Origin of the sequence: Paenibacillus phytorum, assembly GCF_013141715.1 — a bacterium.
Taxonomy (GTDB): Bacteria; Bacillota; Bacilli; order Paenibacillales; family NBRC-103111; genus Paenibacillus_E; species Paenibacillus_E phytorum.
The window spans coordinates 70,409-89,472 of sequence record NZ_WHOA01000005.1 but is presented as its reverse complement, the minus strand read 5'-3'; the positions used below and the strand labels follow the sequence as shown (position 1 = coordinate 89,472).

Below are 19,064 nucleotides of genomic sequence, written 5' to 3'. Positions count from 1 at the left end.
TGAGTTCAACATTAAAGCAATTGCAAATGGCAAGTCCGTTACGACTTTGGTTAACTAATACAAGTTATAGAGCAGATAGAGGAGACCCGCGAGGGTCTTCTTTGTTTTGCGTTCTAGTTCTATTTGAAGTAATAGGATTCGAGTGTGATATGAGGATTTATAGAGATCAATTAGAGATTTTCAGTTTATTTTAAGCTAACTTTTAGCGGGAATTCAGCTTCTATACATATTTACTTTACAAATAAGTAGTAATCTTAAACTTGTCTGGGAGGTAATCATACATTAGAAAGAGAGTGATACTTAAAAGTTGTGTCTGAAAACTAGTTTTTAACAAAAACTTTAAAAATATTAGGAGGAAACAACCCTTATGAAAAAAACTCTATCCGTAGTTCTTACATCTGCAATGGCTCTTTCCATGTTCTCATCCCTAGCATTCGCTAAAACATCCGCTGACTTCACAGATTTGAAAGATCTCGATGCAGCAACGCAGGCAAAATTTGATGCGATGATCTCTGCCGGTATCTTTGACGGAGTATCAGATACTACATTCGGTCTTAAAGACGAAATGAACCGCGCGCAATTCGCCAAAGTAGCAGCATTGATCATGGGCCTTGATGTCAACAAAGACTTGCAAACTTCCACTTTCTCTGATGTTAGTGTAACCGACGCGGCCAATGGTTATGCACTTCCTTACATCGAAGCTTTGAAAACTGCAGGCGTAACTGATGGCTATGCGGAAGGTCAGTACAACCCGGCTGGTAAAGTAACCAAAGAACAACTGGCTACTTTCTTGGTTCGTGTTCTTGGTCAAGATGCAGCAGCTAAAGGTAAAACAGGCACAGATACAACGGTATCTGATTGGGCTCAAGGCTATGTCGCTTTGGCGCTTGAATTAAAACTTCTTTCCAACGGTACTGATGGCACATTCGGCGGTATGACAAATGCAACTCGCGATTTGCTTGTGAGTGGTGCATACGAAGCAAAACAACAATACGTACCAGCTGGTAAAGTTTCTGTCACAGATGCGAAAGCAACGGGTGTACAACAAGTTACAGTAAACTTTAACAAACCAATAGATACAGCAAAAGCAACATTAGCTCTAACGAAAGGTACTGCTGATATCGCAACAACGGTAAAATTTGCTGATGATAAGAAATCTGCTGTACTAACGTTAACTGATGTAAAAGTAAGCGAAGGCAGCTACACAGCAACACTTTCAGGTTTAGATGCAGCTGGCGTGGACAAAACAACAGCAACATTTACTGCTGAAAATGAAAAAGTTTCAAAACTTAGCTTTGTAAATGCAAGTGATCACATTGCTAAGTCAGCTAAAGTTATTGTAAAAATAAAAGCGGAAAATCAATACGGTGAAAATGCATCCATTAATGGTGGCAGTTATACAGCATATGTATCTGGAGCTACCCAGCCATTGACTAGAAATGAAGACACCGGTTTACTAGAACTTACGCTGAATACAAGTGCGAATCAGTCTGAAATTGATGTTGTTCCTGTCAATGTATTTCTAACAAACTCCTCTGTATCTGTACAAAAAACATTCAAAGTGGGCACGGAGCCTTATGTAACGAAAGTAGAATTAGGCACAGTGAAGTATCCAACTGGTAAAACAGCACTTTCAAGTACTGGTGATGTGGCAGAGATCGGAATCACTCGTTATGATCAGTACGGCGATGTGATTCCTGAAACAGCAATTCCGACAAACCGTACTGATTATAATTCAATAATTACGCCGTATAGTTTTGAGGCGCTTAAATTGGTAACAGGCGACTACGATACAGTAAAAATCAGCTTGGATAAAGCAGTTGAAAAAGCAGGAGATTACACCGTAACGATTTATGTAGGTTCTGCAAGTGCGACTGCAACAGTAAAAGCCGAATCATCCAAAGTAGCTAATAAAGTAGAGTTTGATTCATTCTCAGGTGTGTTAGCACACGGTGACACCAACAAATACATTCCTATCATTGCTTATGATGCGAATGGGAACAAATTAAGCGCACAAGATATCGCTGATCAAGCTGCAGCAAAAAGATTCTCCCTTTCGATATCTGGTGCTACAGCAGCAACAGGAAATAACGGAAATGACGCGATTGTCCAATCGGGTGAGCACAAAGGTCAAATCAAACTGGATTCCATCGATGCTTCTGCGAACAGTGTTGTATTCATGAATTTAGGCATTTACTCTGCTAACGTTCAGAACAACGCGCAACAAAGCTTTACAATTCAAGAAGCTCGTAAACCTGAAACCATCGTTCTTGATGGTGACAAACCGGCACAAAAAGCGCTTGCTGGTGCAACGTCAACAGTTAAATGGTTTGTTAAAGACCAATATGGTGAGAAACTAGATAAAATGATTGCTGATTACGATGGAGATTACAAAGTATTAGTAACGGTAACGGGTTCAACGTACGCTGACTTCACAGGACTAGGCTCAACAAACTTGACACAAGCAACTGATAAGACTTATGACTTCACAGCCACACATTTAGAGGATTTCAACAGCAAGGATCTGAAATTCACGGCTCTAACTGCAGGAACAGCGAAAGTTGAAGCGAAGCTAATCCAAAACCCAGGTGCTACGAATGAAAGCACACTCAAAACTATTGACAGCTCAATGGAAGTAGTAGCAAATAATACTGACTTAACTTACAGTTTGAAACCAGTAAGTGACTTATATGCAACACTTGATAGTGGCGTGGTTGCGGCTGGTGAGAAGCTCATGACACCAGCTAGTGAATGGGTATTCAACGGAAGTCTTGGAAGAAAAGTTGAGATTATAGCGAAGAATACATCTGGAGATGAAGTGGCGATTCCAGCAGGTCGTGTAGTAAGTGCAGCTTCTTCCGATCAAAACGTCGCACAGATAGCACAAGATGGTGGAGATGTCGTTGTTATAGGTAACAAAGCAGGTAAAGCAACAATTACAGTCGTTTACACATTAGCTGATGGATCAGCAAAAGATGAAACAATCGATGTTAATGTGAAAACAGATCAAGTGGTTACAGCAGTTATAACAGCAGATGGTAATAACGACATTACAACACCGACTGTAGGAACGACAACGGTAGATGCATATAAATTGTTACCAAACCTTAAAATTGTTGATAACTATGGTGTTGAATACACAGATGCTGAGTTGGTAAGATACGCAGATCTGCTTGGTATCCAATATGTAGTGACAGATGTTAAAGGAAGCGGAACTGTGACAGTAAATGCAGATCGCACAATTACAGTTAGCGCAGGCGTAACAGAGTTTAACATTAAAGCTATTTCAAACGGCAAACAAGTTACTACATTTGTTAACTAATTAAAGAAATACTGAAGATAAAGAGGGCCCGCAAGGGTCTTCTTTTTTTGTATTATACAATTTTTTTGAATTTTTTTTTAAAAAGCGCAACTTTTTTGAGAGACGCGCGTTTAATACTTTGAAAACAAAAACAAATGATTTCCTGTTTCTAAAACTTATTTTTAAAAATAATTCTTTACGAGGCAATTCGACCACTGTATAATATACATTGGCGTGACTGTCTATATTTTCTAACTAGTTTACTAGTTTCCGCGTGGCAATATTGTGTCACAAGCGAACTTAGTTATATTATGCTCTAACTCTGGAAAGGGGGTGAACCAAACAATGAGTAAATCGAGCTCAAATATTGTTAGATTCAACCTAAAAAATAAAACCAAAGATATTCAAGGAGGAGAAAAAAAGGTTATGAAAAAAAGTTTATCCGTAATTCTTTCTACAGCAATGGCATTATCCATGTTTTCTTCCGTAGCATTCGGTAAAACATCTGCTGATTTCACAGATCTTAAAGATCTTGATGCAGCTACAAAAGCAAAATTTGACGCATTGATCAGCGCAGGTATTTTTGATGGAGTGAGCGAAACTACATTTGGTCTTAAAGACGAAATGAACCGTGCTCAATTCGCAAAAGTTGCAGCTTTGATCACTGGTATCGAAGTAAATAAAGATCTTAAAACTTCCAGCTTCTCTGATGTTAAAGTAGATGACGCAGCTAATGGCTACGCACTTCCTTTCATCGAAGCTTTGAAAACTGCTGGAATTACTGATGGCTATGCTGAAGGTCAATACAACCCAGCTGGTAAAGTAACAAAAGAACAACTTGCAACTTTCTTGGTTCGCGTACTGGGTAAAGATGCTGAAGCAAAAGCAAAAACAGGTACAGATACAACTGTTTCTGGCTGGGCACAAGGCTATGTAGCATTGGCTCTTGAATTGAAACTTCTTCCTGCTGGCGCTGATGGTAAATTCGGTGGTCAAGGTAACGCAACTCGCGACCTTCTTTTGACTGGTGCATATGAGGCGAAAGCTCAATACGTATCCCCAGGTAAAGTTTCTGTTACTGAAGCTAAAGCAACTGGTGTTAAATCAGTTACTGTAACTTTCAATAAACCTGTTGATACTGACAAAGCAAAAGTAGCTTTGACAAAAGGTTCAGTTGCTGTAGCAACAACAGCTAAATTCGCTGATGACAAGAAATCAGTTGTGCTTACATTGACAGATGTGAAAATTAGCGATGGTTCTTACACAGCAACTCTTTCTGGTCTTGATGCAGCTGGTGTTGACAAAACAACTGCTACATTTACTGGTGAAACAGAAAAAGTTACTAAACTTAGCTTCGTAAATGCTAGCGACAAAATCGCTAAATCCAAAAGCGTAACTGTAAGAATCAAAGCTGAAAACCAATACGGTGAAGTTGCTAGTATCAATGGTGGTAGCTACACAGCATACGTTCTTGGTGAATCCAAAAGTGTTACAAGAAACGAAGATACAGGCTTGCTTGAAATTAAACTGAATACTCAGTGGAAAAACATGGCACCTGGTGCTACAGGAACTGCACCTACTAATACTGAGTACCAATCCGAGCTTGATGTTCTTCCAATTAACGTCTTCTTGACTAATACATCTGTATCTGTTCAAAAAACATACAAAATTGGAACTGAGCCAATCGTTTCCAAAATCGAACTTGGCGCTGCTAAATATCCTAATGTTAAAACCTCTTTGACAGAAGCTGGCGATTATGCAGAATTCGCACTTTCGCGCTTTGACCAATATGGCGACGTAGTAGATGAAGGTGCTGTCGATGCAGCGCGCACTAACTATGATGCTATTATTACACCTTATAGCTTTGATGCACTTTCTGTTAAGAAACAGGCAGCTGGTGGCGCTTATGACAAAGTTAGAATCACTTTAGATAAAAACACAGAAAAAACTGGTGACTACACAGCAACTGTATACGTAGGCGCAAGTAGTGCAACAGCTACAGTTAAAGTTGAATCCACAAAAGTAGCTAACAAAGTTGAATTTGGAAGCTTCACTGGCGTTTTGGCTGAAGGTGACTTAGTTAAATATATCCCTATCGTAGCTTACGATGCTGCTGGTAATAAACTATCTGCTTCTGATATTGCATCAAATGCAAACAGCAACAGATTTGCTATTTCCGTATCCGGTGCAACTATTCCTGCTGATGGTGGTTTTATTGGTTCAGGGCCAGACACATACAAAAATGGTAATGCTGCAATTGTTCAATCAGGTGAGCACAAAGGTGAATTAAAACTTACTGGTGTAACTGCAACAGCTAACAGTGTTGTATTTGTAAACGTGGGTATCTACTCCGCGAACGTTCAAAACAATGCACAACAAAGCTTTACAGTTCAATCCACACGTAAACCTGAAACAATCGTTTTAGATGGTGACAAACCAGCTCAAAAAGGTATTGCAACTTCTGCAACTACTGTGAAATGGTTTGTAAAAGACCAATATGGTGAGAAATTGGCTAATACAATAACTGCATATCAAAATGATTATTTGGTTAGAGTAACAGTAACAGATAGCACTTATGCTAATTATACTGACGGTACTCACTCTTATAATGCAGTAGGTGACAAAACTTTCGATGTTAGTGCAGCTAATTTTGGAACTGGATTTAATAGTACAGGACTTGTGTTAACAGCAGGTTCCACGCCAGGTACAACAAAAATCAAAGCTCAATTGATTCAAGTTAAAGATTCGAATCATGTGGCAATTGCTGATAACGTTCTGAAAACTATTGATAGCTCTTTGACTGTTGTTGCTAACTCAGGCCTGACTTACAGCGTAAATGCTGTTAAAGATCTGTATGCAGCTCTTGATAGCTCATTAACTCCTGCATTTGATAAAAACTTGACTGGTCTTACTTCTGATGCTACACCTGTTCCAGTTGCGGATGTTGATGGCGATGGTACAGCAGACTATGCTTTCAACAGCAGTCTTGGTAGAGCTCTTGCAGTTAGCGCAAAAGATAAATCAGGTGATGCTGTTAAACTTCCTGGTGGATTAATTGTAAGTGCTAGCTCCTCAAATCAAGATGTTGTAAAAACAGTACAAAAAGTTAATGAAGTTACTGTTATTGGTAACAAAGCAGGTAAAGCTTCTGTTACTGTTGTTTACAAAACAACTACTGGAGTAACTGCTGATACAACCCTTGATGTTAATGTTAAGGCAGATCAAGTTGTTGCTAGTACAGTTACTGCTGATACAACTTCATCCGTTTCATCAACTACTCTTACAGGTACTGTTAAAGCCTACTCAGTTCTGTCTGGACTTAAAGTTGTTGACAACTATGGTGTTGAATACACAGGATCTAAACTTGATAAATACCGTACATTCTTAGGCCTGCAATATGTTGTAACTGATGTTGTAGGTGGTGGTACTGTAACAGTGAACGCTGATGGTACTTTAACATTTGCTGGAACTGTCACTAACTTCAATATCAAGGCAATTGCTAACGGTAAAACTGTAACTGCAATCGTTCAACCATAATTTTGACTGATAAAGAGGACCCTTTGGGGTCTTCTTTATTTTTAAGGAGATATCAATGAAAATAAAATTTATCGTTGGATTAATTACAGTTCTTATCGTTAGTTCCCAAGTTACGACATCCCAAGCCGAAGCCCCAACACCCGGCTCGTCCACCGACCCGGTGATCACGAAGAGCTACTTCGACCAGAACACCTTAAGCGAAGCAAAGGTGAAGGAAATTGTCGCCTCCGCGATCGCGGCCAATGCTGGCGTAGGCCAGCCTAGCGGGAGCAACGGAGGCACGGGCTCTTCCACGCCAGCGACAATGAAGGTTGTCCAATTGCAAAATGGACAAACGCTTCACGCCGGTGCTGGCGCTGAGTTTATCGTGCGAACAGGCAAGGTACTCGCCGTGAGCAACGATGATAATGGCATCCCGGATGTTACGGGAGGCAAAGATCTTCCAGCGGGGACTGAAGTCGCGCTGAATCATCTTTTGATCTTTCCGGTCGAAGGCCGTGGTATTAAGCCATCGCCGAAGAATACAGCGGACATCTTTGTCATGGTACGAGGAAACTATTTAGTATTGAATGCGGATGGAAGTAAAGCTGCTCAATAATGTTTTTGAGTATTGCTACACGAAATACTGCATTTATTTCAATAAAAGTCTTCTCCATAATTTTACCCAAACTGACAAGTTCTTATGCGGTTCGACTTCAGGAATCTAGCCATACTAGTGATGTACTCACATCATCGGCAATTGCTTATGGAGTGTCGTAATCACAACAAAAACTCTAAGGAGGCGTTTGTTATGGCTAGAAACAATAATAAAGTAGTTCCTGAATCGAAAAAGGCATTAGATATTTTGAAGTATGAGATTGCTGCTGAATTAGGTTTGCCTGTCGGTAAACAAATGTCGCTTAATGCGGATACGGAGTTTGCGACGGAATTGGGTTCGATTCCTTCTTCTTCAATGAAAGAAGACTACTGGGGACATATCTCATCGAGAGATGCGGGAGCAGTAGGAGGAACGATTACTAAAAGACTGATTCAGAGAGCAGAAGAAGCGTTATTTTCTTTATAGATGTTCATGTATTTTGATGAATTATTCATAATTTCTTCACGGTTTGTTGCATTGACACTAGACGACAAATGACGTAAGATAACTAATTGAAGGTCAATATTTAATTTAACCTTTTCCAATCGGGAAAGGTTCATTTTTTTGTTGTCTTTATTCATGGTTTACTGTTTGATTCTTATTTTTACCATTGCGGAATTCAAGGATCTTGTCAGCGCTTGAGCGCAAAAGAGGGATTCCGTTTGGCGTGAAAAGCTGCCGCTAAAGCCGGGCCCACTTTTTTTCATATAGAGGCATCGTGTAGAAGCTTTTCAAACATACTAAATGATATTAGGAGGATGAATGATATGGCGCAAGTACGTGGACGTCGTTTATTTACATCCGAATCCGTAACAGAAGGTCATCCGGATAAAATTTGTGACCAAATTTCTGACTCGGTATTGGATGCATTTCTTGCCAATGATCCGAATGCTCGTGTAGCATGTGAGGTATCTGTAGCAACTGGTTTGGTTTTGGTAATCGGTGAGATTACTTCAAGCTCTGAATATGTTGATATTCAAGCAATCGCTAGACAAACAATTAAGGAAATTGGTTACACACGTGCGAAGTATGGTTTTGACTCCCAAACTTGTGCGGTTCTCGTTTCTTTGAATGAACAATCCCCTGACATTGCACAAGGCGTTAACAGAGCACTTGAAGCAAGAGAAGGTAACATGTCTGATGAAGAAATTGAAGCAATCGGTGCTGGTGACCAAGGTCTGATGTTCGGATTCGCGGTTAACGAAACGCCTGAACTTATGCCTCTTCCCATCTCGATTTCTCACCAATTGGCTCGTCGCTTGACAGAAGTTCGTAAAAATGGAACTCTTCCATACCTGCGTCCTGACGGTAAAACACAAGTAACGGTTGAGTATGTCGATGATAAACCGGTTCGTGTTGATGCAATTGTTGTATCTACACAGCATGGTGAAGAAGTTACATTGGAGCAAATCCAAAAAGATATTAAAGAACATGTCATTAACCCAATCGTTCCAGCTCACTTGTTGGATGCGAACACAAACTATTTCATTAACCCGACTGGCCGTTTTGTTATTGGCGGACCTCAAGGGGATGCTGGTTTGACTGGTCGTAAAATCATCGTTGATACTTACGGTGGTTATGCTCGTCACGGCGGCGGCGCGTTCTCTGGTAAGGATCCAACGAAAGTTGACCGTTCCGGTGCGTACGCAGCACGTTATGTTGCGAAAAACATCGTAGCAGCTGGACTTGCTGAAAAATGTGAAGTTCAATTAGCATATGCAATTGGTGTAGCTCGTCCAGTATCCATTGCTGTTGATACTTTCGGTACTGGTAAAGTTAGTGAAGAGAAGCTCGTTGAGCTGATCCACTCTAACTTCGACCTTCGTCCTGCGGGCATCATCAAAGAGCTTGACCTGCGTCGTCCAATCTACCGTCAAACAGCTGCATATGGTCACTTCGGCCGTAATGATCTGGATGTTCCTTGGGAGCGCACAGATAAAGCTGAGTCTTTGAAAACACAAGCATTGGTTTAATTAAAATAGATGGAAAAGAAAAGCTGTCCAATTAGGGCGGCTTTTCTGTATTTTACGTTAATAATAAGAAAGAAAAAATAATGAAAATAAGAACATTTGTTTGTATTACTTCCTTTTATATGGTATAATATTTATGTAGTCCGAAGATGCTCTAAGTTAGAGTATTATGGTATAATCATAAAACAGCATTTAGTAAATAGATCGGGAGTGATGATGTTGGATAGTGAATTGAAAGAAGCACTAACCGTGTTACTTAAGGCTGAATTATCACCAGTGATGGAGCAATTTGATGGAATCTACAAGCGATTAGATGGGATCGACAATCGGTTGGACAGATTGGAATTGGAACAAACACAAATCAAACAAGCTGTTCTGGAGACCAATGAAACGGTGAAAAGAATTGAAGTCATTCAAGAGCAGCAGCATAGGATTATCGAGCTCCTATCGGCTCGGTCCATTGAACAAGAAGCTAAAATAAAACGAATTTTGTAAATATATAGCTTATGCATCTCAAGCAGAGAGCAGATCCGAATAGGGTCGTGCTCTCTTTTTTATTGCTGTTCTTCGCAATATTTTTGACGTATAAATACAACTTCTCTCAGATCGTAACTTTTTCACTAGTTTAAGAGTCTAATAGATATCCGAAAAGATAGATACTAGTCTTAGACTGAAAGAGGAGAGTGGAAAAGCAACATGACGGTACAGAAGCAAGTAGGAATGGGTGCGCTGGCTTGCGCATTGGTATGGCAATTGGTTGCGGGGACTACGGTAAACGCGGCAGTGCCGACGTTGACACTTAGTTCGCAGGAGACGATTACATCTGGTGCAATTATGAAGAATTACATTTGGACAACAACTAGAAGCAATAAGGACGTTTCGGTGAACGCCAATGTGGTAGAGGTCGATTTGACGAATCCGAACGTGAAGATAGACGCAATGGCTGGAACGAAGAATCAGTTCACAAAGAACCAGAGTGTTCTGGGGATGGTGAAGGATACTGGTGCAGTGGCAGGTGTGAATGGGGATTTCTTCAATACACAAGCGGAAGGCGTTCCGGAAGGCGCGCAAATCACGAATGGTCAAGTAATGGCGACCCCGGCGAAAATATCTGGACTTTATTCTTTTGCGATTACGAAGAGTAATCAACCGATTATTGATATTTTTGATTTTCAAGGCAAGGTGACGGCGAAGGATGGGATTTCTTTTGACCTTGGCGGTGTGAACAAAACGTATTATTGGGATGACAACGATGTCGCGATGATTGCAGACGGACTTTTCCTCTATACGAATGCCTGGGCTTTAACGCAGCGTGCGGTAGATGGAACCCATGTTCCAACAGAAGCACTCATACAAAATGATGTAGTTAAGGAAATTGCCGTAGATACGAATATTAAAATGGTTGCTCCAGCAGATGGCTATATCCTCAGGGGCTCAGGCCTAGCTAGGGAGTTTATCGTAAATCACCTCAAAGTCGGAGATAAGATCACTACCAAATATGATATGGTCCCGCATGATGCGTCTAAGACGTATGATTGGAAGAATTTCAAAATGCTCATTGGCGGCAGCACACTGCTAGTGGATGAGGCGAAGCCGAGTTATTTTACACGTAATATTGGAGATTTCAGTGGCTACAGCCCACGTTCCCGAACGGCAATAGGCTACTCCAAAGACATGAAGACGGCTTATATCATTACTTCGGATCGTAGTGCAGGCAGTGCAGGGATGACGCTTCCGGAGCTTCAGCAGTTTATGATTAGTGCTGGCGTTTGGAGAGGGATGGTCCTGGATGGCGGGGGATCGACGCAGATGGTTTCAAGACCACTCGGAGATTTTGATCCGAAGCTAGTAAATAAAACAGAGAATGGCAATCAGCGTTCCGTTGTAAATGGTGTGGGCGTGTATTCGACGGCACCGAAGGGCGATTTGAAGGGACTTATTTTAAAAGGACAAAATATTTTATTCATGAATGAATCCAGCACTTATCAATTTAAAGCATATGATGACTATTATAATCCGATTTCCGTAGAGGGTATTGTTCCACAGTGGAGTAGTTCCACGACGAATGGAGCGTTCAAAGATAATGTGTTTACACCGACATTGCCAGGTAAGACCCAAATCATTGCCAAGTCAGGCAAAGGTTCAGCATCCATGGACGTCGAGGTTGTCGGAAGAGATCAAATTACTTCAATGAGATTTAACTCAGGAGCTTTTTCACTTACAGAAGGTGGAGATTTCAAGCTGCCCATATCAGTAACGACTAGGAGTGGCGCAACACGTGAATTGCCTGCGGCATCAGCGACTTGGGAGCTAAGTGGGGTTAAAGGGACTCTAAAAGACGGTATTCTTCATGTGGATAGCGCTTCGGGCTCTCAGGCTGCTCAAGTTATTGCGAGATATGATGGTTATAGCACAATGGTTACGCTGCCTGTTGGTCAGGAGAAGGTTTGGTATGATCTAGATAAGTTTGCGGTTATGACAACAGGCGATAAGTACCCAGCAGAGGTTGTTTCAGCTGTAAATATTGTGCCAATTAGCGGCAATCAGAGTCTGGAAATCTCGTATGATTTTACAAAAGGAACAGGTACTAAAGCAGCTTATGCTAGATTTAATGGGATGAATGGTGCTCCGATTGAAGGAGAACCGGAATTTATTACAGCCAAAGTGCTCGGTGACGGAAGCTTTAACTGGGTGCGTGCAGAAATCATTGATGCGAATGGTAAGTTGAATTACGTAAGTTTTACTGAAAATATGAACTGGACAGGCTGGCGCAAGGTAACGGCTGATGTGTCTGACCTCAAATTCCCGATCAAGATAAAGAGTGTTTATGTCGCTAATCCAGCGAATGGACAGGATGAAAGGGCCTCAAAAGGGAAAATTAATATTGATGATATTTCTTTCATTTACAAAGGACAGCTAGCCGCTCTGCCGAAAAATACGATAAAATTGAATGTGTATAAGAAACAAGCGACATTGAATGATAAATCCTATACATTGGAGCAGGCTCCTACGATTGTGAATGATAATACGTTGGTTCCTCTTCGTTTCGTAACAGAAGCATTAGGCGGTAATGTGAAGTGGGATGACAAAGAGCGGAAGGTAACCGTTATTCGAGGTGACAAGCTGATTGACCTGTGGATTGATAATGCTGATTTGCTTGTAAACGGAGATCGTGTGACCGCTGAAGTGTCTCCTAAAATCATGAATAATGTGACGATGGTGCCTTTGCGACTCATTTCTGAGAGATTAGGCTTTAAAGTAGGCTGGGAACCCAAAAATTATGGGATTACGATCGAATAAATAGTGCTAGAAGTACACGGCAAACGGGTAGAACTATGATACAATATGGGGTAGACTAATTTCTAATATTGTTTTATAAAGGAGCTCGTTTCATTTGCAGCCAGACGCTATAGATCGTGTCATTAAAAACGCAATTAACGTCATGGAGAGCAGCAAGTATCAAATGTTTGAAATCGCTGAAGCTTCTCGTTTGGAAAAAGAGTCACTCACTCGCGAGCTCGAAGATATAAAGTATGAAACGAGTGTTACTATCGAGCTGGTTGACAATTTGGAGAAGGATTACAAGCGATCTCGAATTCGACTTACGGAAGTCAGTCGTGATTTCAACAAATACCGTGAGGAAGATATCAAGATTGCTTATGAAGCCGCGATTGCTTTTCAATTACAGCTGACAATTGCTAGGGAAAAAGAAAATAATCTAAAGACTCGGCGCAATGATCTGCAGGTTCGCACGAAAAATGTGGACAAGCAGGTTGAGCGAGCAGAAACAATCGTATCGCAAATGAATGTGGTACTGGAATATTTATCGGGCGACCTCAATCAGGTGACTCGTATACTCGAATCCGCCAAGAATAGGCAATTGCTCGGTTTGAAGATTATTTTGGCCCAAGAGGAAGAGCGGAAGCGTATTGCGCGTGAAATTCACGATGGTATGGCTCAAACCTTGGCGAATGTTGTGCTTCGAACTGAAATTGCCCAACGTATGCTTGTAAAAGAGGATATTCCTGCGGTGAAGGAAGAATTAGTAGATTTGAAGGGTCAAGTCAGAGGGGGGCTTGAAGAAGTTCGTAAGATCATCTTCAACCTCCGTCCGATGGCGCTCGATGACTTAGGAATCGTTCCGACACTGCGTAAATATGTACAGGATTTCGAAGATAAGTATAGAATTCGCACACAGTTTAATCTCGTTGGCAAGGAGACTCGCATTCCGTCTGGGCTTGAAATTGCTATTTTCCGACTTGTGCAGGAAGCTTTATCTAATGTAAATAAGCATGCGAAAGCTACTTTCCTATCTGTTGAACTCACACTGGAGCCAGATCAAGTACAAATCTACGTGGTAGATAACGGGATCGGTTTCGACGTGCCGCAGACAGAACAAAGAATAGCCAAGGGGAATAATTTCGGCTTGCTGGGCATGCGTGAGCGTGTTGAGCTGCTGGAAGGTACGATGGTTCTAGAGTCCGAAAAAGATTCAGGTACAAAAATTACGATGCTAATCCCTATCGGCGGCGTTGGAGAGAACAAGGAGGAAAAACAGAATGGACAACACGGCGAGTCATAAACGCAATGTGCATATTGTCATTGCGGACGATCATCAGCTGTTTCGCGAAGGTGTTAAACGAATTATTAATATGGAAGATGATATGGAAGTCATCGGTGAGTGCGGTGATGGTATCCAGGTTATCGAGCTGTGCAATCAAATCACACCGGATATTGTTCTCATGGATATTAATATGCCGCTCGAGAACGGCGTTGTGGCGACTGAACGGCTTAAGCTTATTTTTCCCGATATCAAAGTAATCATTTTATCCATTCATGATGATGAGAGCTATGTGTTCGAAACTCTTCGCAAAGGGGCTTCAGGTTATTTGCTGAAGGATATGGAAGCGGAGTCGCTTATTAATGCGATTCGTTCCGTAGTGGCTGGTCATGCATACATTCACCCTAAGGTTACGGGCAAGCTGATTAATCAGCTCAGACGGATGACCTATTTGGATGATGTGGGTGTTGTTGGCTCCGGACAAGGCGTCAAAGATTCAGGTCTTAAATACATACATAATGCAAATAGTCCGCTAACCAAGCGAGAAGCAGAAGTTCTTCGTCTTATGGCGGAAGGTAAAAGCAATAAACTGATCGGAGAGTTCCTCTATATCAGTGAAAAAACGGTGAAAAATCATGTCAGCAGCATCCTTCAAAAAATGGAAGTTGATGATCGTACACAAGCTGTTATTATAGCAATTAAAAATGGTTGGGTGACGTTGTAATCTCCATTTTCACGAGAGGAACCCCCCTTAACTTTGCAGCATACACTGCAGGTAAGGGAGGGACCCGCTATGTGGATTGGATTGCTTTGGATCTTAGGTTGCTACGGAATCAGCATTGCTGTGCTCCATTTATTGCTCGGAACCCGCAGAGGTGGAAGCAAGAAAACGGCTAATGTGCTGCTCGTCACCAAAAATAATCAAAACCAAATTGAATGGTATATTCGCTCCTTGTTTTTCTTCTCGCGGTTTAAGGGCAACGAAGTGAAGGCAACGATATTCGATGAAGGATCGTCCGACGATACGAGGAAAATCATTGAGCGCTTATCCCATAGCCATTTGCTAGAGCTGCGATATCAGACGGATTATGATGCGGTTGACCACTATTTACGTCAACATGATAATGAGCCCGTGACTGTCGTTCATCTAAGCAGCAGGGAGGATCTAGTGAAGATCCATGTCGGTTGAAGGCAACGATTTCAAGTACTTAGTTTACAAAGAGAGTAAGGTGAGGAATGAAGGTTCAACTTTACGCAGTTTGTTTGGGAAAAGAATGGGAGTGGAGATTAACAATTCACTCACAAACGGACATCCAATATTGGTTCGAGCAATACGCAGCCGACGCCGGCCTCGTACTGTTCGAACCTTTTATTTCGGTAGGGCAGGGTGTGCGGCTGCTTTGGAGGCTGAGGGGGAGTGGAAAGCTTCGAAAAATAAGAAACGACGAAAATAAAGGAAGCCACCAAAACGACCAAAACCAAAAAGCTGATGGTAAGTCGGTAAATGGATTAATTGAAGAGAGAATGCTGGAGCAGCTTCAGCTGCTTGCTAATGAATGCAACATAGCGAGTAATGAAACTTTTAGGTTTAAAAGGATTCATTTTGAGATGTGGCAGCAGGGTGTCTACCCGCGTATTGGGTTAGATGCGGGTTTATATAACAGAGTCGTGGAAGTTTGCAGCGGTCGGTCGCTGCTTGTGGAGGAATTTCAACAACTGTTGGTTACGATTGGGGTAGATTTAGGGACAGGAGATGCGTGGCTATCCTATCTGCAGCTTGCTCATCTCAACGGTGATATTGATGTAGCGAACGGACTGGAAGTGATCGAGCGCCGAGATTGGCGCCGGGGGTTTAGAAAAATGACGAGCTACACCTGTAAACGGTGTGGAAGTGGTGCTGAGCGCATGTTTTGGACGGATTGCCTGCATTGCGGACAAGCCTGTCCTTATTGTGAGGAGTGCTTGACCATGGGAAGGGCTCGGTTTTGTTCTTTGCTTGTTATTGGGCGCTCGAGGGAGGTTGCGCCTTATGTGGTGAACACGACGGGGTCACGGGTGGGGCAAAGTGGCGTGGAAGTACGAGAAGGAGTGGAGCAGCAAGAGCAGCTTCGTGTTTATATTGAGCCGTGGGGGCTCAGCGAGGCCCAGGCTAGAGCATCGCTGGAGGGGCTTCGTTATATAAGCGCGAATGGTGTTGAGGACTCTGGGGAGAAACGGGCTGGTTATGGAAGAGTAGGGGGGCCAGTGAGTAGAGTGAAGAGAGGTAGCGAAAGAGTGGGAGTTGAAGCAAAACCGAAACCGAAACCGAAACCGAAACCAAAAGTGAACAATCTGTTCCCGCGAAAGTTTTTGATCTGGGCAGTTACCGGCGCGGGAAAGACGGAGATGATCTTTCCGTTTATCCATCACACTGTTGCGAGAGGAGGGCGTGTACTTATCGCGACACCACGCAAAGACGTGGTGCTGGAGCTTCAACCACGGATAGGTCGCGCATTTGCCGATTACAGCGTGGTGACGCTGTATGGTGGAAGCGAGCAGCGCTGGGAGCAGGGGCAGATCACGATCGCGACAACGCATCAGCTGCTGCGCTTTTATGAGGCCTTTGACCTTGTCATTATCGATGAGATTGATGCATTTCCCTACCATAACAATCCCATGCTCGCTTATGCAGCGGCAAAAGTCTGTAAGCCAATCGGAACGAATATTTTGCTTTCGGCCACACCGCCGAGAGCTGTAAGGCAGGCTGCAAAGCGGGGGAGATTACCGCATGTTCGAGTGCCGGTACGCTTTCACAGGCACCCACTGCCAGTCCCTCAGTTGGTTTCGGTTCCACCTCTGAGGAGAGTGGTCCAGTCACAAACAATGCCGAGTTCATTATATACTAAGCTGGTAGCCTCGGTTGAACGGGGTGCGCAGGTGTTTGTTTTTGTCCCCAACATTCAGTTAGTCGAGCCAATTGTTAATATTCTAAGGGCAAAACTAGGCCATGGCATGAGTGAAACCGTTGTGTGCGTCGAGGGAACTTCATCAAAGGATCTTGCTCGAACAGAAAAGGTCCAGCTTTTTCGAAACAGAGAGATACGTGTGCTAGTCACAACAACGATTTTGGAGCGAGGAGTCACGGTGCCTATGTCTGATGTATTCATTATGGATGCCGATTCACAGCTGTTCGATGAAGCAGCGCTTGTTCAGATGGCTGGGCGTGCAGGTAGGTCACAGGACGATCCGGCAGGGAAGGTCTATTTTACAGCAAAAGAAATCACGCAATCTCAAAAGGAGGCCATTCGACAAATTAAGCAGATGAATCGCATCGCCCGTAAACAGGGCTATTTATTAAGGGGGAAATGAATGAGCTATCAGCAATTGGATATAAGGATTTTGATGAAAAAAGTGATGGGTTCGGTAGCTTCGCTGCTCAGTCCGCTGAAAAAAGAATGTTTACTTTGCAAGCAGAATAGCTCTCTCCATGTTGATGAATTAGGACTTTGTCATTCGTGTTACATACGAATTCCTTGGATTCGAGAAGCGCTTTGTCCAACTTGTGGACGAGGGGAATTTTGCTCAGACTGTCAACGGAGGCCGTATTCCTATTTTATAAGAAGCCGCAGCGCTGTCAGATATGATGAAACGATGAAGGAATTATTGGCCCGATATAAGTATCGTGGAGATGAGCGTCTGAAGACGGTCCTCGGGCAAATGCTTGTACATTCGTATCACTTATTAAATAAGGATAGAGACACTTTTCCCGTAGAATCCGATTCTGTGAAGGAACTTATCACTTTCGTGCCTGTGAGTGAGCGCAGAATGCTGGAACGTGGTTTTAATCAAGCTGAGCAGATGGCTAAAGAACTAGGTCAAAGAATAGGGATTCCTGTCATACCTCTTCTTAAGCGTTCCAAGCATACAGATAAACAAAGCTTCAAGAAGAGGAGTGAACGGCTGGACGATTTGGAGCATGTTTTTGAAGTGAATGAGTCGATTCATGATAATTTGGGAAAATCCCCGAATGCTTCGTACGTTGTTTATATCGTGGATGATGTTTATACGACTGGAAGCACTATGAATCAGTGTGCCAAGGCTCTCAGGGAGCACATATCTGCCCAAGTATTCGGACTAACGTGGGCGCGGTAGCATGAGTTGTCACCACATCTGTCAAAAATATTTATTGTGCAAACGCTGTCGAATTGCTGTAAACTGGAATTAATAACTGGGTAATGGGAATAATGGGAGGGGGCTATACAATGGGCATGAATGTAGCTAATTGTCCGCGCTGCGGGAAAATATTCGTAAAGGGCTTTGCTGAGGTTTGCCCGAATTGTGTGAAGGATTTGGAGCAGCAGTATGAGAAATGCTTGAAATACCTGCGTGAAAACAAAGGTACCACCATAAATGATTTAAGTGAGGCAACAGGGGTAGCAGTTAAACAGATTACTAAATTTATCCGTGAAGGCCGAATCTCCATTGTGCATGCGCCGAATATGTCCTATCCTTGTGAAGTGTGTGGAACTTTAATTCGTGAGAATACGATTTGTGAGGCTTGTCGAATGAAACTTGTTAAAGATGTAAGGAACAATGCCGAGGATGATAGACGGAAGCAAGAACAAGCTGAGAAAGATAGTAAAGTAAGCTTCAAAATTCAAGAACGCTTGCGGGATCGGCATTAATTTTAGAAATAGGACTGCAGAGATATAAAGTTTCATATAGGAGATGCCGATAATAGTTCTAAAGATTATCGGCATTTTATTTTTTTAGGTCAAAGAACATAGGAGTGTTACGGTATGAAAATTAATGATAATCAACGAATCGGCGCCATTAATCCGTATAAGAAAACGGGAGATGCCACTTTCGCTCATGCTGCAGGCAAGAAAGGTAAGCCTAAGGACCAAGTCGAAATTTCTGCTGAGGCAAAGGAACTTCTAGGAGCTTCGGGAAGTGCTCGCACAGAAGCACAAACGCTTCGTATTGAGGAATTAAAGTCGTCTGTCGCAGCTGGTACTTATCGTGTAGATGCAGGTAAATTAGCTGAGAAAATTCTTCCTTACTTGAAGTAAGAAAATA

General features: G+C 42.4%; 14 protein-coding genes. All 14 read left to right on the top strand.

What is annotated here, in order from left to right:
• The first annotated feature begins 367 nt into the window (after nucleotides 1-367).
• The gene (locus GC098_RS00965) at nucleotides 368-3,322 is read left to right on the top strand and encodes an S-layer homology domain-containing protein (RefSeq protein ID WP_171640115.1); all 2,955 of its coding nucleotides are present in this window, start codon (nucleotides 368-370) and stop codon (nucleotides 3,320-3,322) included.
• A gap of 324 nt (nucleotides 3,323-3,646) precedes the next feature.
• Nucleotides 3,647-6,838, top strand: a complete 3,192-nt coding sequence (locus GC098_RS00960; RefSeq protein WP_171640113.1) for an S-layer homology domain-containing protein — start codon at nucleotides 3,647-3,649, stop codon at nucleotides 6,836-6,838.
• 55 nt (nucleotides 6,839-6,893) lie between these two features.
• Entirely contained in the window at nucleotides 6,894-7,436 is a 543-nt protein-coding gene (locus GC098_RS00955) for a hypothetical protein (RefSeq protein ID WP_171640111.1), read from the top strand.
• Nucleotides 7,437-7,628: 192 nt separating this feature from the next.
• Complete coding sequence (locus GC098_RS00950) at nucleotides 7,629-7,901, top strand: alpha/beta-type small acid-soluble spore protein (RefSeq protein WP_171640109.1); 273 nt, start codon at nucleotides 7,629-7,631, stop codon at nucleotides 7,899-7,901.
• A 341-nt stretch (nucleotides 7,902-8,242) separates the two neighbouring features.
• Nucleotides 8,243-9,448, top strand: coding sequence for a methionine adenosyltransferase (gene metK / locus GC098_RS00945; protein WP_171640107.1), 1,206 nt, complete (start codon nucleotides 8,243-8,245; stop codon nucleotides 9,446-9,448).
• 216 nt (nucleotides 9,449-9,664) lie between these two features.
• A complete protein-coding gene (locus GC098_RS00940; protein WP_171640105.1) occupies nucleotides 9,665-9,940 on the top strand; it encodes a hypothetical protein in 276 nt (91 codons plus the stop codon).
• A 201-nt stretch (nucleotides 9,941-10,141) separates the two neighbouring features.
• On the top strand, nucleotides 10,142-12,745 hold the full coding sequence (locus GC098_RS00935; protein ID WP_171640103.1) for a stalk domain-containing protein: 2,604 nt from the start codon (nucleotides 10,142-10,144) through the stop codon (nucleotides 12,743-12,745).
• A gap of 94 nt (nucleotides 12,746-12,839) precedes the next feature.
• The gene (locus tag GC098_RS00930) at nucleotides 12,840-14,027 is read left to right on the top strand and encodes a sensor histidine kinase (protein ID WP_171640101.1); all 1,188 of its coding nucleotides are present in this window, start codon (nucleotides 12,840-12,842) and stop codon (nucleotides 14,025-14,027) included.
• Nucleotides 14,005-14,730, top strand: coding sequence for a response regulator (locus tag GC098_RS00925; protein ID WP_029194926.1), 726 nt, complete (start codon nucleotides 14,005-14,007; stop codon nucleotides 14,728-14,730). Before GC098_RS00930 ends, GC098_RS00925 begins: the two co-directional genes overlap by 23 nt.
• A gap of 69 nt (nucleotides 14,731-14,799) precedes the next feature.
• Nucleotides 14,800-15,195 (top strand): hypothetical protein, encoded by a 396-nt coding sequence (locus GC098_RS00920; RefSeq protein WP_171640099.1) that lies wholly within the window; start codon nucleotides 14,800-14,802, stop codon nucleotides 15,193-15,195.
• Nucleotides 15,196-15,242: 47 nt separating this feature from the next.
• Nucleotides 15,243-17,354, top strand: coding sequence for an ATP-dependent helicase ComFA (locus GC098_RS00915; RefSeq protein ID WP_246358352.1), 2,112 nt, complete (start codon nucleotides 15,243-15,245; stop codon nucleotides 17,352-17,354).
• Entirely contained in the window at nucleotides 17,355-18,137 is a 783-nt protein-coding gene (locus tag GC098_RS00910) for a ComFC family protein (protein ID WP_171640097.1), read from the top strand.
• A gap of 116 nt (nucleotides 18,138-18,253) precedes the next feature.
• On the top strand, nucleotides 18,254-18,670 hold the full coding sequence (locus tag GC098_RS00905) for a TIGR03826 family flagellar region protein (RefSeq protein ID WP_171640126.1): 417 nt from the start codon (nucleotides 18,254-18,256) through the stop codon (nucleotides 18,668-18,670).
• A gap of 114 nt (nucleotides 18,671-18,784) precedes the next feature.
• On the top strand, nucleotides 18,785-19,057 hold the full coding sequence (gene flgM, locus GC098_RS00900) for a flagellar biosynthesis anti-sigma factor FlgM (protein ID WP_171640095.1): 273 nt from the start codon (nucleotides 18,785-18,787) through the stop codon (nucleotides 19,055-19,057).
• Nucleotides 19,058-19,064 lie beyond the last annotated feature (7 nt).